The sequence below is a fragment of the Dorea sp. AF24-7LB genome (assembly GCF_003478575.1).
In the GTDB taxonomy this organism is placed as follows: domain Bacteria; phylum Bacillota; class Clostridia; order Lachnospirales; family Lachnospiraceae; genus Dorea_D; species Dorea_D hominis.
On record NZ_QUFR01000011.1, the window covers coordinates 1 to 15,675 of the forward strand.

Consider the following 15,675-nt stretch of genomic DNA (forward strand, 5'->3'; position numbering starts at 1 on the left):
AAGGTGATAGGTAAAGGATGAAGAATATTTCTTGTATGCAGTTTTGAAGGTATATAAAAAATTTGTTATAACCCCTTGCAAAATATATTGCATGGGTTTATACTATATAAGTATTCCTCGATAGCTCAGTGGTAGAGCATTCGGCTGTTAACCGAAGGGTCGTTGGTTCGAGCCCAACTCGGGGAGTTTGTAAACCTGTAAGGCATAAGCTTTACAGGTTTTTACTATATTGTAAGATATTGTGTTATAGAAACTGTAGTGTAGAAACACTCAATGGCAGATTCGGCAGATAAGAGCAATGTTCTTGTTTTCAAATATATTTACACGAAATTTTCTAAGATTTTTCGTTGAAATTCCCCATTATCGTATATAACTTTTTAAGAAAAAAGGATTCGTTTGAAGTGACAGGAGTTACATAAATGAGTACATTGAAAAGGGGGATGTTAATTTTGTAGTGCCGCCTTCAAGTATCTTGGGATGATTTTTTTGACAATTTATGGTAACATTGTCAAGGATATATTAATGCATAACAACGTGGGGGGGGAGAGTTCTATGATACAGGTATATTTGTGTGAAGATCAGGAAAAGCAATTATTATATTTTAAACAAATAATAGAAAAATATATTACGGATACATATAAAGATGCTCGAATTGTATCAGCCAGGAAAAATCCAGAGCATATATTGCTGGACATGAGAGAATGTGGAGAAAATCCGGCATTGTTTTTTATAGACATCCAATTGGATGGATATATTATGAATGGGTTTGAATTGGCGAAAAAAATAAAAAAGAATGTTAAAAATAGTTATATTGTATTTTTGACATCTTGTAATGAATTGGCTTATAAAGCTTTTGAGTATGAATTAGAAGCGGTGGAATATATAGTGAAGGAACCACAGGATTTTCTCGCAGGAAAGATGAGTATAAGAATAGAAAGAAGATTGGACAGAGTATTTCGAAAAATAGAGGAATCTACAAGTGGAGATATACATCCGACGGTAAGAGTAGAGTCAGGAAGTCGGATTATAGAAATTCCGATAAAGGATATTGTTGTAGTACAGGCAATAAAAAGTAGCCATTTGGTAGATATTTATACAACAAGTCAAAAGATACGAATTAAAGTGACATTAAAAAATATGCTTGAGAAACTGGGAGAAGAATTTACATACGTAAATAAATCATGTATTGTTCAGAAGAGATTGATTAGAGAGATTAATAAGAAGAATTATTTTGCAATTATGTCAGGAGGATTGCAAGTAGAGATTTCATATAGAGAAATGAGAAAATTGGTAAAAGAGCAGTAGAGATGGAGGAAGGAGAATGATTTATAATGTAATAAGCTGCCTTTGCACAGGGATTTTTCTTTGTATAGCGACGACGGAATTATTGACACAAAAATTAAAAAGTGTAGAAAAATTATTTATCATTAGTGTAATTACAGGACTAACGTTGGCAGGAAGTATGCTTGGACACTTGGTTGGTCTGATTGTTCTGCCTGTGGTTTTAGTAATAATTTTTTTTACGGTAGATGAAAAAAGAATTATCAATGTAGGATTAGCAGCGGTAGGAAGTATGCTGAATATCTTGCTAAATAATTTTTGCCTTCTGGTTTTAGATTCTGTTTTTCATATAAGTGTGGAAAGTATAGTAGCCAGATATTGGATTTACTTTTACATTTTTTATGGAGTGATTTTAACATATGTGATGAAGGGAGTAGGAAAATTATTATACTCGGAAAGAAGAATGAAAAAAATGTTTTTTACCGTATCTAAGCGTATTCAGAAAGCGGTGGCTATAAATATATTAGTATATATGGTGATATTTATTATAAACATTTCTATGGGTGAAAAAGTGGGTTATCCCACCGGCGGTTTAGCTTTTAATAATATATTATTTTTGTTGTGTTTGATAGTAACAACATGGCTTCTTGTGAATGTTACAAAGGGAATTGAAGCAGAAGAGAAACAAAAGACCATGCTTCACCAGCAGGAATTGTTAGAAAATTATGTAGAAAATCTCGAAAAGATGTTAGAAGAGACAAGGGCTTTTCGCCATGACTATAAAAATATTTTATCCACGATGTCAGGATATATTCGTGAAAATGAAATGGAGGAATTACGGACCTTCTTTTATAAAAAAATTTATTTACCAGAGGGAAAAGTGGAAGCGCAATCTATGGCATGGGGAAGCCTGAAAAATATTAAACCAATGGAAATAAAAGGGTTTTTATATGAGAAATTGTTATCGGCTTTCGCAAAAAACATAGATGTACGGGTAAATATAGCTGAAAATCTGACAGTTGATTATAAGTATATGGAAGAGTTGGTTCGTATATTGGGCATATTTCTTGATAATGCGATTGAGGAAACAGAGTTTATGAAAAATGGCGAAATTGAAATTATTATACAAGAGACTACAAAGGGAGTTCGATTTTGTATACAAAATAATTTTGAAAATCAGCCGGATATTTCTCGCATGACACAGAAAGGACATTCTACAAAAGGGGAAGGAAGAGGAAATGGCTTATACTGGGCAGAACAAGTTTTAGAGAAACATGAAGACATGATTCATAACTTGAAAATAGAGAAAGAGAGAGTGATTCAAGAGTTGGAAATTATAACAAAATAAAGAAATAAGGTATAAAAAGTATCGTAGGAAATGATTCTTACGGTACTTTTTTACATTGGGGATCAAAAAGTGTACGTTGAGGATAAAAGAATGAAAAAATCTGAAAAAAGAATATAATATTCTTAAAAGGAAATTTATCAATGTATAGCGGTATTTTCCGCTATACATTGATAGTGGGTTAATGCTAGAATATAATAGCATAGAATGGAGGAAGAGAGTATGAAAAGAAATCGTCGAAAACGCGTATTTTCTATTATATGCTATATTATAAATATCATTATTGTTTTTTACCCTTGGATTATTGTAGGTAATACAAAATATAATATTGTTCAACTGAAAAGAAAGATTGAAACGATAGGAATACATACAATGATTAAACGAAACGGGCTAATAGTAGACAATCCTAATTTCGTAGGGGCTATGGTTAAGGTTCAGGTTGTTCTTTACTTTTGCTTTATCCTTTTGTGTCTTGGATATATTGTGTGTGTAGTAATCGGAAAAAACTGGAGACTGAATTTAGTGACATTTTACGCATCAATTGGGCTTATGATTGTTAATATAACTGGATATAGTATAGCGTCTCTTTGTACAAATACCATACAAGGAACATTCTTCCCGATAATAACAGTAATAATAACCCTGATCGAATTATTGAGTTCAGCATTACCGGAAAAAAAAACTGCAAAAAAATAATAGTTGAAGAATTTCAAAACAGGTATAAAAAATATTATTTAAAAATAAAAAATAATGAAGGATATAGTGCGCTTTTTTACAAAATATTATGGAAACTTTTCAGGAGTAATTGGAAAAATTATGTAATGGTGCTGCTCAGTGGCAGTTTAGCATTGGGCATATTTTTCTGTGGCTTTGGCATGCAGAAGTTATTTGCTTTAAATTACAGAATAAATAAGTCAGTGATGGGAAATGATACGCAGTTTTTACTAAAATTGTATGCGCCACTTGAACTTATATTATTATTTACAATCATTTTGCTTCTTCTATATTATGTTAAATGCAGTACAAATAACTATGAGATGCTTGTGACATTGGGAATGGAGAAAAAACTTTCTGTCTATATTAGAGTTATAGAAAGCATTTTTGGAGGAATCATTATTGGAATAGCAGGGATAGTGGCTGGCAAATTGTTGCTGAATATTTTTGTCTACGTGTTGGAGAAATGGGCAAATTTATCAATGGATATACAGAGTATAGGGGCAGATTGTTATATTAAAGCTCTATCCATCACAGGGGTAATATATATTTTTTCCTGTATGTTTACAAGAGATATTTATGGGAGTTTCCAGATGGGAAATTCAGTAGATAAACGTGATATACAAGAGCGTATGCCAAAGCGGTTTCTTAAAGTTTTGACAGCAATTGGAATGGTTTTATGTGTCAGCCAACTTTATCGATATAGTAAAATATACAATTTTGAGTCGTTTTATATTATTGGAGTTTTCTTAGGCGGACTGCTAGTGTTGTTTAGATACATGTCAGCGTATCTTTGTATAAAGCGACGAAAAAAAATCAGCTATTTGTATAAAATGATAGAAGAAAATAAAATGTGGAATAAATCTCTGACACAAACGGGATATTTATACGCATTAACGGTTGTGCATTTATGCGTATTATTTTTATTTTCTTTTCAAATTATCTCTATTATTCTGGTCGTAAAGCCACAACAATTGTATCCCTATGATATAGTTTGTATCGCTGATGATGGAGATAGGTCTGTTTTTAATAAAATGGCAATTGATTACAAAGTAAATATAGAAGAATATCCGATGGTACGTATTTCGAATTTCGATTGTACAGAACGCTTGGAATCTTTTGGAGAAAAAACTGTACAGGGACAACAGATTGGAATATCGGAAAGTACATATCATAAGTTGAAGGAAAAATTAGATCAATCGTATGTGCCAAAACCACTTGGATTATCGAAAGATGGAAAAAATATTTATATTGTTCATCAACAGGATATGTCTATAAAAGCACAACCGACAGATTTTTGGATGCATTCGAGGAAACCGCTTCTGCATATTGGGCAGCCATGTACCAGAATTAGCAGAGAAACAGCGCTTACTGCGCTAAGGAGTGATATAGGATACTACTTTAAGGAAATCCGCGGAGAGGAAATAGAGAGTCTTATAGGTGTTTTTGGACAAGGAATTAAGGAGAATATCATTGTCTTATCGGATAACTATTTTGATGTAGCGCAAGAATGGTGGAAGACAAGAAATATTTATACAGGAAGGGAAATTGAAAATCCGAAGGAGAGAATACCGGATGTAACGATCAGGCAAGGACCAACAAAATTGGTATTAATTAATGGCGTGAAAAAAATAGATATGCCGGGTATAGAGAAAATATTAAAAAAGTATCAAAAAAAACATATTGATGATGAAGAGTATGATCAGTCAATACGTTCTTATTATTTAAAAGATATGGCTGAAAATAATTTGATAATGGAAAGAAGTGTTAAAATCGTCATAAATATACTTATGAGTTTGTATTTCTTTTTGATTGGAGTTTTTTTACTGCTTATTAAATTGATGACAGAAAGGGAAGAGAATAAAAATCGTAATAGGTTTTTAAAATATATGGGCATGCCCCTAAAAGAACGTGAAAAGATATTATTTAAGGAAAATAGTAAATGTATTTATATTTCGGAGGGAGTTGCATTGGTTTCAGCGTGTTTGTTTTCAATTGTGACTTTTTCGGTAAGATTATATCCTATAGAAACATGGTGGAAATTTTCAAAATATCTGATTTTATTCTGGAGTATTTATTGTCTGGCATACATAGTTACAATGCAAGGTGTTGTATTTGGATATATTAGAACTTTGCGGGAGGAATAAATATGGGAATAATTTTTAAGGCAGAAGAGCTGACAAAGGATTACTATTTAACTAATAATGATAGTGAGGAAAGGAATGAAGCAATACATGTTTTGCAAGGAATGGATTTTCAAATAGAAGAAAATGCATATGTAGCGTTTATGGGAAAATCTGGGTGCGGAAAAACAACACTATTAAAAATTTTGGGACTAATAGAAAAACAAACAAACGGAAAACTGTATTATAAAGATAAGAATATAGGAGATATGTCGGAAAATGACAGGACGGTAATAAGAAGGCAACAATTAGGATTTGTGTTTCAAGACTATTATTTGATGAATAGTTTATCGGTAGAGGAAAATATTGTACTTCCAATGTTGATTGACAAGGCTTGCGCAACAGATAGTATAAAAAGAGCAAAAAAATTTGAGGAAATATTAGAAATCGGCAGGCTTGCTAAGAAAAGGCCTTATGAATTATCTGGAGGAGAAAAGCAAAGAGTAGCAATTTGTCGTGCATTAATTAATAATCCGGAAGTAATTCTTGCGGATGAACCGACAGGAAATTTAGATTCTAAAACGAGTGAAGTATTGATTAATCTTTTTCAAGATATTTATGAAAAAATGAATAAGACAATTATCATGGTTACACATGATCCACTGGTGGCGAGTCATTGTAAAAGAATTATCTTTTTGAAAGATGGACAGATATTAGAGGAGTTGAAAAGAGAAGGAACAAGGGAAGCGTTTTATAATCAGATAATTGGACGAATGCAGAACTTATAGATAAGAAACTGAAGGCGTTTTACAGGCTGTTATAGCATGGAAAACGCCTTGTTTCATAATTAGTAGTAGAAAGAGGAAGAATTTCATGAAAAAAATAATAAAAAAACAAAATATTATATGGATTGTTTTTTGCTATTTGATTTTAATAGGTAGTTCTTTTCTGCGCCCAATGATTCTGAAAAGGATAATGGATCAGGGAATTCTTGGGAAAGATATGAAACTGATACTGCAATTTGCATTTTCCCTTATTGTATTGGTAGTCATAGAAGAACTAACCAGCATAATACAGACCAGGCTATTTGTGGATATGCAGAATAGACTTGTGATCAGTTTATATACAAAAGCCGGACAAGTATTATTTAGACTAAAACAAAGTTATTTTATGGAGAATAGTTCTACGGAAATAGTAAATAAACTGTCAACAGATATTAATAGTGTATGTTCACTTTTTGATAGTAATATTATGTATGTATTAGGATATGCTTTACAAATTATAAGTGGTGTTATCGGCTTAGTGGTAATTAACTGGAAACTGGCGCTTTTGGTATTATTGGTTGTACCGATAAAATATTTGCTAATTAAGATGTTTGCAGAGAAAGAAGAAAAATTGTCAGAACAGGAGATAGAAGCGTCTGCAAATTTTTCTTCATGGCTTGGAGATTCTATTAATGGAATACGAGAGATAAAATTATGGAATTTATATAGAGAAAAGCAACAGAATTTGATTAGCAAACAGAAAGAGATTTTGGAAATCAATAAGAAAGGTAAACTTATACAAGCATATAATATGTCGACAGATTCTGCTTTGAAAGGCTTAATAACAGCGGCTCTATATGGAATAGGCGGATATTTTATTTGTAAGAGTAAACTTACAATAGGGAGTCTCACGGCATTTATTACATATAGTAATTATGTGATTAATCCGATATCAATAGTGATGAATTTAAAACTTATATTTGCGCAGATAAAACCATCTATAAAAAGAATAGAAGAATTTATTAAGACAGATGTGGAAAAGAAAGAAAATATAGAGGGAAAAATTTGTCAGTTAAAACATAGTATTAATATGGAAAATATTTCTTTTTCTTACACGGAACGGTCGATAATGCAAAATGTGAACCTCGAAATCCACAAGGGAGAAAAGATTGCCATTATTGGTGATAACGGAAGCGGAAAATCAACATTGTTATCAATGTTGCTGCGTTTTATCGAACCAGAACAGGGAAATATTTATATAGATGGTGTGGATATAAAAGAATATGATATAGACCAATATAGAAGTATGTTTAGTGTCGTAAGCCAGAATATTTATTTGTTTGCGGATACATTGTGGAATAATATTGTCATGGGAAAAAATATAGGACTGGAGGAAATGAATCAAAAGCTTGAGAAAATGGATATGAAAGGATTTTTAAAAAAATTGCCAAATGGGTATGAGAGCAGTTTACAAAAAAATGGAGAAAATCTTTCGGGGGGTGAACGGCAGAAGATAGGTCTGCTTCGGGCACTTATAAAAGATTCACCGATTTTAATATTAGATGAGGCAACCTCCAGCATTGATAAAGATTATGACAAATTTATTCATGATATGCTTCTGAATGATTGTTCAAACAAGACGATTATCGTGATTACACATAAACAAGAAAATTTGGAAGGTATGGATAGAATATTTCAGATGAAAGAACATAGGCTGATAGAGCAGATGTGATGTATATAATTAGGCATATTATGGCAAAGAGGTACCAGAAAGAAAATGTTATATAAAGCTTTCAGTTCTTCTTTATCTAAATAACTGAGAGCTTTATTTTAATGTATAATGACTGTAAAATAGCAAAAGGACAAATGTCCTGAATTCATGGCAGAAATAATTTGATTTTATTTTAACAGAGTAAAACTGCCGGACATAATTCCTACACATTTTTGCGCTATTTTTTTATAATAGGAAATGGAAATAAGGAAATATCCATTTCATTCTTTGATGCCAATAAACTGCAGTGAGGAAGGAAGACTAAAATGGATCAAAATTTAGAAAAACTAGTAGAACTTTTGGAAAAAGACAGAGAAATATTTCAGATGTTGCGTCAGTGCCCATATGAGATTTTGAGACGTTTTGAAGTAAAGGATTATGAGGCAGACCAGTTTGTACTGAACCAGGGTGAGATTCATAACAGATTTTATATCATCGCTTCCGGGTATGTAGATATCTATGTAGAGTCAGCGCATGGAAAACGTTATCTTCTTTGCACATATATGAAAGGCGATTATATTGGCGAACTGGAAATCTTCAAACAGACAGGTTACATCAGCCGGATACAGTCGCGTGGAAAAGTACGGATTCTGGAACTGGATCGAACGTTCTTTTTACAATGGATCCGGACAGATAAGAATTTTAATGAATATATGATTCGTACACTGTGTGATAATTCATACCGGATGTGTCTGAATATGGGAGAAAATACACTATATACATTAAAGCAGAGAATTTGTCAGTATCTGCTTCGTAATATGGAAATGGATGCAAAATTTGTCATGATTTCTTCAGAAGTTTTAAGTCAGCAGATGGCGGTGACAACAAGAAGTGTCAACCGGGTATTGAAACAGTTAAGAGAACAGGGATTTATTGAACTCGAGAAAGGGAAAATATCAATCTGCGATCAACAGGCTTTGGAAGATATATTAAGAAAGGATTGAGAACTATGAGTACATTACAGCCACATATCAGATGCAGCGAGGAAGATGCGGCAAAATATGCGATTCTTCCGGGAGATCCGGCGAGAGTAGACCGTATCAAAGAGCATTTAACAGATGTGAAAGAGATCGCATTTAATCGTGAGATGAAGAGTATCAGCGGATATTATAAAGGTGTAAAGGTGATGGCAGTTTCTACCGGAATGGGAGGAGCGTCTACAGGAATTACAGTAGAGGAGCTTCATAATATCGGTGTTGAAGTTATGATTCGTATCGGAAGCTGTGGAGCATTACAACCGGAGATCAATATGGGAGATCTGATCCTCATTAACGGAGCTGTCCGTGATGAGGGAGCTTCCAAAGCTTATATCGAAGAGATTTATCCGGCAATTCCAGATACAGGAGTACTGATGAATCTGATCGAAGCAACGAAGGATCTCGGATATGCTTACCATGTAGGACGTGGAAGAAGTCATGATAGTTTCTACACAGACCGTGAGGATGAGATCGATCACTACTGGTCAGGCAAAGGAATCCTTGGTGCAGATATGGAAACAGCCGCTTTATTTATCATTGGCGGTTTAAGAGGTGTTAAGACAGCTTCTATTTTAAATACAGTCAGCCTGTATGAAGGAAATCTGGAAGAAGAGATTAATAATTATGTAGATGCGGACAACGCAGCAGCAGTTGGCGAAGAGCATGAAATCATTGCTGCACTGGAAACAATCGTTCGTATGGACAAAAAGAATTAAGAAAGCGAAAGATACAAAGGTAGTGTCAAGTAAGCTATAAAAAAACTGAGACACAAAGGACGGAGGCAGAAAAATGAAAAATAAAAATAATAACAGTCCATGGTCGCTGAAAATCAATACGGCATCACTTGTATTGATCCCGGCGGCAGTAGGTATCAATTATATTGGGAAATTATTTGCAGGAATGCTAAAACTGCCATTATGGCTGGATTCCATCGGAACCTGTCTTGCAGCAGCATTGGCAGGGCCGGTTGTCGGAGCGATTTCCGGAGCAATTAACAATATTATTTATGGTGTAACTATGGATCCGATCTCTACTGTCTATGCATTTTCGCAGGCAGGAATCGGAATCGTAGTAGGGCTGATGGCATATTACGGAGCACTTAAGAGTTTAAAGGGTACGTTGCTTACAGGTATATTTGGTGGTGCAGCGGCAGTTGTGATTTCTACTCCTTTAAATATTATTTTCTGGGGAGGAACAACCGGTAACCTTTGGGGAGACCTGGCATATGCGGCAGCGGTTGCCAAACATTTCCCTCTGTGGCAGGCATCTACGATCGATGAGATCATTGTAGATATCCCGGATAAAATTGTAGTACTTCTGTTGGTAGCAGCTCTTTTCAAAGGACTTCCGAAGAGTCTGATGTCCCTGTATCAGAGCAATCACAGAATCGAGAGCCTGGACTAGGCAGGACAGGAAAGAGAATGGAGGCTAATCATGAAAAGTTTGAGTTTGTATGAAGATAAACAGTCCTTTTTAAATGGACTGACTCCGGGATGCAAGGCTTTTTACATTATTGCAGCACTTGTAATTCCGGCAATGCTGGGAAGTAAATTGATCAGTATCGGATTTATTGTTTTAAGTATTTTACTTCTTACCCAGTCAAAAGTAATCCGCAGAACACTGCCAATCCTTGCAGTATCTGGATTTGTATTGATCACTGTAATTATTATTCAGGGATTGTTCCGTGCAGGTAACGAGACTGTAGTACTGGATCTTGGACCGGTTGCATTTTATAAAGAAGGTTTAATATTTGCGGCAGATATTGCAATTAATGTGTTAAATATTATTTTTGCTTTCTGTGTACTCGTTCTGACAACAAAACCTTCTGATATTATTGAGAGTATGGTAAGCCGCGGATTTTCACCGAGAATCGGATATGTATTTGTATCCCTGTTCCAGTTGATTCCGCAGATGACAGAGCGTATGTCTACGATCACAGATGCGCAGAGAAGCCGTGGTATGGAGACTGAGGGAAGTCTATTAATCCGAATGAAGGCATTTATTCCGTTGATTTCTCCTGTGATCATGAGTTCTTTTATTGATACAAAAGAGCGTGCGATCGCGTTGGAAGTTCGTGGATTTAACTCAAAAGAAAAGAAATCATTTTTGAATGTATTCCATGCAAATGCTGCAAGCCGTCCGATTTACTGGATTTTATTAATTGCCACAGTGGCATCTGTAGTATGGAAACTTGTGATGATGTTTGCATAAAATACGCAGAAAGGACAGAGACAGACAATGGCTGAGATTAAAATTGAAAATTTAAAATACAGATATCCGGATACGAAAGAACTAGCACTGGATGGAATCACCTGCGATATTAAACCGGGAGAATTTATCGGCGTGATCGGACGTAACGGATCAGGGAAAAGTACATTTTGCCAGTCCCTTATCGGACTGGTGCCAAACTTTTACCGTGGCGCTTACGGCGGAAAAGTTTTTATTGATGATATTGAAGTACGCAATGTGGAAGTAGACGAACTTTGCCAGAAAGTTGGAATGGTGTTCCAGAATCCATTTAATCAGGTAACAGGTTCAAAATTGACGGTATATGAAGAAATTGCTTTCGGACTGGAAAACTTTGGTATTCCAAGAGACGAAATGAAGAAGAGAATCGATGATGCGCTGGAACTTCTCGATATTGCAAAATACAGAGACCGTGCTCCGTTTGATCTTTCCGGTGGGCAGATGCAGAGAATGGCGATCGCAAGTATCATTGCGATGAATCCGGAAATTATTGTATTGGATGAGCCAACTTCACAGCTCGATCCACAGGGAAGCGAGGAAGTGTTTAAAGCAGTTGCCAAGCTGAGTGAAAAAGGTATTACAGTCATCATGGTAGAGCATAAGATTGAAAAAATTGCAGCTTACAGCGACAGAATTATGTTATTAGATGGCGGTAAGTTGGTTGCATTTGACACACCACAGGAAATCTTCGCAAGAGAAGATCTGGATGAACATGGTGTAGTTGCACCGGTTTATACAAGAATCTGCAAAGATCTGGGACTTCGTGTTCCGGGAACAGATTATTATCCGGTAACTTTGGACGAAGCACACAAACTGCTGGCATGTAAGTAGTGGAAATGGAGGACATTATGAATACGATCGAGATAAAAAATCTGCATTTCTCATACAATGCAGGAGAAGAGATCCTGAAGGGACTGAATCTGACGATTGATGAACGCTCCACTGCGATTATCGGACAGAACGGTGCCGGAAAGACAACATTTGTAAAATTATTAAAAGGACTTTTGCGTCCGACAGAAGGACAGATTTTATTTAACGGGCAGGATATTTCCAAACAGACAGTTGCAACCCTGGCAAAAGATATTGGACTTATTTTCCAGAATCCGAATGACCAGATTTTCAAAAATACAGTTTTGGATGAAGTAATGTTCGGACCGATGCAGATCGGCATGAGCAAAGATAAAGCAAAAGAAGTTGCGTTAAAAGCATTGGATATGGTAGGCTTAAAGGGAACAGAGAAGATTAATCCGTATGATCTGGGACTCTCTGAGCGTAAGATGGTATCGATCGCAGCGATCGTTGCGATGGATACAAAGGTAGTTATTTTTGATGAGCCGACGATCGCACAGGATTACATGGGCAAGAAGAGAATTCAGGCTATCATGAAGGAATTACAGAGACAGCATAAGATTGTGATTTCTATTTTGCATGATATGGATTTCGTTGCGGAAACATTTGACCGGGCAATCGTATTTGCAAAAGGAGATGCACTGCTGGACGGAGATGTGAAAAGCGTGTTCAAGGAAAAGGATATTCTTGAGAAGGCATATTTGGAACAGCCATACACCATGCAGCTTTGTTACGAACTTGGATATAAAGAAGCATTTTTAAACCCAGAAGATTTTGTCGCTTATAAGAAAGCGAATCAATAGTAAGAAGAAAGAAGGGACCGGGATGAGAGCATTTTGGATCGTACTGGACAGCGCAGGAATCGGAAAAGCACCGGATGCGGCGCAGTTTGGAGATGAAGGAAGTAATACCTGGAAAACCTGTTATGATTCAGGAAAATTGAACATTCCGAATATGGAGAAACTTGGCATTTACCATATTGATGATATGGGATATGGAAATCAGGATCAGGCAGCGGAAGGCTGCTATGGAAGACTGCATGAGAGTTCCCAGGGGAAGGATACAACCATCGGTCACTGGGAGATGGCAGGTGTGATCTCACCAAAACCGTTCCCGGTTTACCCGGATGGATTTCCGGAGGAGGTGCTGGCAGAATTTGAGAAGCAGACTGGACGGAAAGTGCTTTGTAATAAGCCATATTCCGGAACGGATGTAATCCGTGACTATGGAAAAGAGCACATGGAGACAGGCGCGCTGATCGTGTATACTTCTGCGGACAGTGTATTTCAGATTGCAGCTCACGAGGAAGTCGTACCGATTGAGACATTATATGAATACTGTAAGATTGCAAGAAAGATTTTGATGGGAGATCATGCAGTAGCGAGAGTTATTGCGAGACCGTTTGTCGGTGAGTATCCGAACTTTACAAGAACAGACCGCAGACATGATTTTTCACTGGTGCCTCCGAAACCGACGATTCTGGATCAGTTAAAGGCAGCAGGAAAAGATGTGATCGGTGTCGGAAAGATTTATGATATTTTTGCAGGTCAGGGACTGACTGAGACAACACCGAATCATGGAAATGCAAAAAATATGGAGAAAGTATTCGAAATCCAGAAAAAAGATTTTGACGGACTTTGCTATATCAACCTGGTTGATTTTGATATGATGTATGGACACCGCAGAGATATTCCGGGTTATACAAATGCGTTGAATGAATTTGATGAAGCACTCGGAACATTTCTTGCAAATATGCGGGATGATGATGTGCTCTTTATTACTGCAGATCACGGATGTGATCCGGGATACAAGGGAACAGATCATACACGAGAGGCTGTGCCGCTTCTTGGATACAGCAAGGCATGGAAACAGGGAATCAACATTGGAACGAGAGACACGTATGCAGATATTGCAGCTACGATCGGTGAGTTGTTCCAGATTGATTATACCGGTGACGGCAGCAGCTTCGCGGATAAATTGAGATAATGATAGAAGGGACCCTAAGGTTAAATTCTGTATGAGTTTACTCATGCAAGAAAGACTTTAGGGCCTTTTTGCGTAAATTTTTTCATTAATATGAAGCGCACATTTTAGAAACTCTGCAGCATGATTTGTGTAAAAAGATGATAGGATATATTGGGGGATAGGGGAACAGAAAAAATCGTGCTATAATGACGTTAGCATTGTAAATGCAAGTACAAAAGAAATGGATGGTATATGGTATGGAAGAACTTGTATATGTAGATCGTAAAAATACAAACTGTAACAAATGGGATGGTCAGACAGGCATGTTTGGCGAGGAAGGCTTACATGCAATGTGGGTGGCAGATATGGATTTCCGCGTGCCGCAAGGGGTGGTGGATGCCCTGAAAGAATATGTAGAGCAGGGAGTATTTGGATATTATAAAATACCGGAGTCCTATTATGAAGCATTTATAAAATGGGAAAAGGAGCAGCACGGATTTACGGTAGAGAAGAAATGGATGCGATTTTCACCTGGTGTGGTTGCGGCATTTCACTGGTTTGTGCAGATTCTGTCAGAGCCGGGGGATGCAGTGATCGTCAATACGCCGGTATATTATCCGTTCCTGCATGCAGTGAAAAATAATAACCGGAAGCTGATCTGTTCAGATCTGATCAACGAAGACGGAAAATATCATATAGATTATGAAGACTTTGAGAAGAAAATTGTAGAGAATCAGGTGAAAATATTTATTCTGTGTTCACCGCACAATCCGGCAGGACGTGTATGGAAAAAAGAGGAGTTAAAGACATTATTTGAAATCTGCAGAAAGCATCAGGTATATGTGATTTCGGACGAAATTCATCATGATCTGATCTTCAGTGAACATCCGCATGTACCGTCTTTATCTGTTGGTGAGTATGCAGATATGATGGTAGCAATCACAGCGCCGTCGAAGACATTTAACCTTGCCGGCGGGCAGAATTCCATTGTGATCATTCCAGATGATAAGCTCCGGAAGAAATGGGATACATTTGTAGATGGAATCCGTGTCAGAAGTGGTAATCCGTTTGGATATATCGCAGCAGAGGCGGCATACCGGACAGGAGCTTCCTGGTTGGAAAGTGTGAAAGCACAGATCCGTGAAAATGAAGCATATGTCAGAGAAACATTTGAAAAAGAACTTCCGGATGTAGTAGTCTCGCCGTTGGAGGGAACATATTTGTGCTGGATCGATCTGGGCGCATATGTTCCGGCGGAAAAAGTCAAAGAAGTTGTGCAGAAAAGATGTCATCTGGCAGTTGATTTTGGTGACTGGTTCGGTGGTAGCAGATTTGGCACATTTATCCGTATGAATCTGGCTACATCGCCGGAAAATGTGAAGATCGGCGTGGATGCATTGGTACGAGAACTGAAGAAGTAGTAGGTGTATGAAACCTTAAGATATGATAGATAATGAAAGTATACTTTCCGGGTGGGGAGTATACTTTTTGTTATGACGACCGCTAATCAGCGAGCTGCCAAGCGAGATGGTATACGAATCGAACAGGAGTTAGCCTGTTCGATTATAGCGACGAGGAAGCTACCGGTGGCAGATCCGGTAGGTTCAGATATTTGACGAAATATGAAAAATAGATTATA

General features: G+C 36.5%; 14 protein-coding genes and 1 tRNA gene. All 15 read left to right on the top strand.

The window, feature by feature from the left end; genetic code table 11:
- Positions 1 to 114 precede the first annotated feature (114 nt).
- Positions 115 to 186: transfer RNA gene (locus DWY31_RS10725), tRNA-Asn, on the top strand.
- Positions 187 to 552: 366 nt separating this feature from the next.
- Positions 553 to 1,305 carry a LytR/AlgR family response regulator transcription factor gene (locus DWY31_RS10730; protein ID WP_158549924.1) on the top strand — a complete coding sequence of 251 codons (753 nt, stop codon included), beginning with the start codon at positions 553 to 555 and terminating at the stop codon, positions 1,303 to 1,305.
- Positions 1,306 to 1,321: 16 nt separating this feature from the next.
- Positions 1,322 to 2,629 (top strand): sensor histidine kinase, encoded by a 1,308-nt coding sequence (locus DWY31_RS10735; RefSeq protein WP_117538282.1) that lies wholly within the window; start codon positions 1,322 to 1,324, stop codon positions 2,627 to 2,629.
- A 219-nt stretch (positions 2,630 to 2,848) separates the two neighbouring features.
- A complete protein-coding gene (locus DWY31_RS10740; RefSeq protein ID WP_118520516.1) occupies positions 2,849 to 3,322 on the top strand; it encodes a hypothetical protein in 474 nt (157 codons plus the stop codon).
- 125 nt (positions 3,323 to 3,447) lie between these two features.
- The gene (locus tag DWY31_RS10745) at positions 3,448 to 5,487 is read left to right on the top strand and encodes a hypothetical protein (protein WP_117538285.1); all 2,040 of its coding nucleotides are present in this window, start codon (positions 3,448 to 3,450) and stop codon (positions 5,485 to 5,487) included.
- A gap of 2 nt (positions 5,488 to 5,489) precedes the next feature.
- A complete protein-coding gene (locus DWY31_RS10750) occupies positions 5,490 to 6,251 on the top strand; it encodes an ABC transporter ATP-binding protein (RefSeq protein ID WP_117538286.1) in 762 nt (253 codons plus the stop codon).
- 85 nt (positions 6,252 to 6,336) lie between these two features.
- On the top strand, positions 6,337 to 7,959 hold the full coding sequence (locus DWY31_RS10755) for an ABC transporter ATP-binding protein (RefSeq protein ID WP_117538287.1): 1,623 nt from the start codon (positions 6,337 to 6,339) through the stop codon (positions 7,957 to 7,959).
- Positions 7,960 to 8,264: 305 nt separating this feature from the next.
- Positions 8,265 to 8,942 (top strand): Crp/Fnr family transcriptional regulator, encoded by a 678-nt coding sequence (locus tag DWY31_RS10760; protein WP_117538288.1) that lies wholly within the window; start codon positions 8,265 to 8,267, stop codon positions 8,940 to 8,942.
- Positions 8,943 to 8,947: 5 nt separating this feature from the next.
- Complete coding sequence (locus tag DWY31_RS10765) at positions 8,948 to 9,691, top strand: nucleoside phosphorylase (protein WP_021860256.1); 744 nt, start codon at positions 8,948 to 8,950, stop codon at positions 9,689 to 9,691.
- A gap of 73 nt (positions 9,692 to 9,764) precedes the next feature.
- Complete coding sequence (locus tag DWY31_RS10770) at positions 9,765 to 10,379, top strand: ECF transporter S component (RefSeq protein WP_117538290.1); 615 nt, start codon at positions 9,765 to 9,767, stop codon at positions 10,377 to 10,379.
- 30 nt (positions 10,380 to 10,409) lie between these two features.
- Positions 10,410 to 11,186, top strand: coding sequence for an energy-coupling factor transporter transmembrane component T family protein (locus DWY31_RS10775; RefSeq protein ID WP_021860254.1), 777 nt, complete (start codon positions 10,410 to 10,412; stop codon positions 11,184 to 11,186).
- 27 nt (positions 11,187 to 11,213) lie between these two features.
- A complete protein-coding gene (locus DWY31_RS10780; protein ID WP_021860253.1) occupies positions 11,214 to 12,053 on the top strand; it encodes an energy-coupling factor ABC transporter ATP-binding protein in 840 nt (279 codons plus the stop codon).
- Between the two features lie 17 nt (positions 12,054 to 12,070).
- Positions 12,071 to 12,874, top strand: coding sequence for an energy-coupling factor ABC transporter ATP-binding protein (locus DWY31_RS10785; RefSeq protein WP_117538293.1), 804 nt, complete (start codon positions 12,071 to 12,073; stop codon positions 12,872 to 12,874).
- 22 nt (positions 12,875 to 12,896) lie between these two features.
- Positions 12,897 to 14,057, top strand: coding sequence for a phosphopentomutase (locus DWY31_RS10790; RefSeq protein ID WP_118520518.1), 1,161 nt, complete (start codon positions 12,897 to 12,899; stop codon positions 14,055 to 14,057).
- A gap of 236 nt (positions 14,058 to 14,293) precedes the next feature.
- Complete coding sequence (locus DWY31_RS10795; RefSeq protein ID WP_021860250.1) at positions 14,294 to 15,457, top strand: MalY/PatB family protein; 1,164 nt, start codon at positions 14,294 to 14,296, stop codon at positions 15,455 to 15,457.
- Positions 15,458 to 15,675: the final 218 nt, after the last annotated feature.

Excerpts from the sequence above, each read along its gene's own strand:
- DWY31_RS10740 (WP_118520516.1), top strand. The coding sequence starts at position 2,849 with ATGAAAAGAAATCGTCGAAAACGCGTATTTTCTATTATATGCTATATT.
- DWY31_RS10780 (WP_021860253.1), top strand. The coding sequence starts at position 11,214 with ATGGCTGAGATTAAAATTGAAAATTTAAAATACAGATATCCGGATACG.
- DWY31_RS10765 (WP_021860256.1), top strand. The coding sequence starts at position 8,948 with ATGAGTACATTACAGCCACATATCAGATGCAGCGAGGAAGATGCGGCA.
- DWY31_RS10755 (WP_117538287.1), top strand. The coding sequence starts at position 6,337 with ATGAAAAAAATAATAAAAAAACAAAATATTATATGGATTGTTTTTTGC.
- DWY31_RS10735 (WP_117538282.1), top strand. The coding sequence starts at position 1,322 with ATGATTTATAATGTAATAAGCTGCCTTTGCACAGGGATTTTTCTTTGT.
- DWY31_RS10745 (WP_117538285.1), top strand. The coding sequence starts at position 3,448 with ATGGTGCTGCTCAGTGGCAGTTTAGCATTGGGCATATTTTTCTGTGGC.
- DWY31_RS10730 (WP_158549924.1), top strand. The coding sequence starts at position 553 with ATGATACAGGTATATTTGTGTGAAGATCAGGAAAAGCAATTATTATAT.
- DWY31_RS10750 (WP_117538286.1), top strand. The coding sequence starts at position 5,490 with ATGGGAATAATTTTTAAGGCAGAAGAGCTGACAAAGGATTACTATTTA.
- DWY31_RS10770 (WP_117538290.1), top strand. The coding sequence starts at position 9,765 with ATGAAAAATAAAAATAATAACAGTCCATGGTCGCTGAAAATCAATACG.
- DWY31_RS10795 (WP_021860250.1), top strand. The coding sequence starts at position 14,294 with ATGGAAGAACTTGTATATGTAGATCGTAAAAATACAAACTGTAACAAA.
- DWY31_RS10785 (WP_117538293.1), top strand. The coding sequence starts at position 12,071 with ATGAATACGATCGAGATAAAAAATCTGCATTTCTCATACAATGCAGGA.
- DWY31_RS10760 (WP_117538288.1), top strand. The coding sequence starts at position 8,265 with ATGGATCAAAATTTAGAAAAACTAGTAGAACTTTTGGAAAAAGACAGA.
- DWY31_RS10775 (WP_021860254.1), top strand. The coding sequence starts at position 10,410 with ATGAAAAGTTTGAGTTTGTATGAAGATAAACAGTCCTTTTTAAATGGA.
- DWY31_RS10790 (WP_118520518.1), top strand. The coding sequence starts at position 12,897 with ATGAGAGCATTTTGGATCGTACTGGACAGCGCAGGAATCGGAAAAGCA.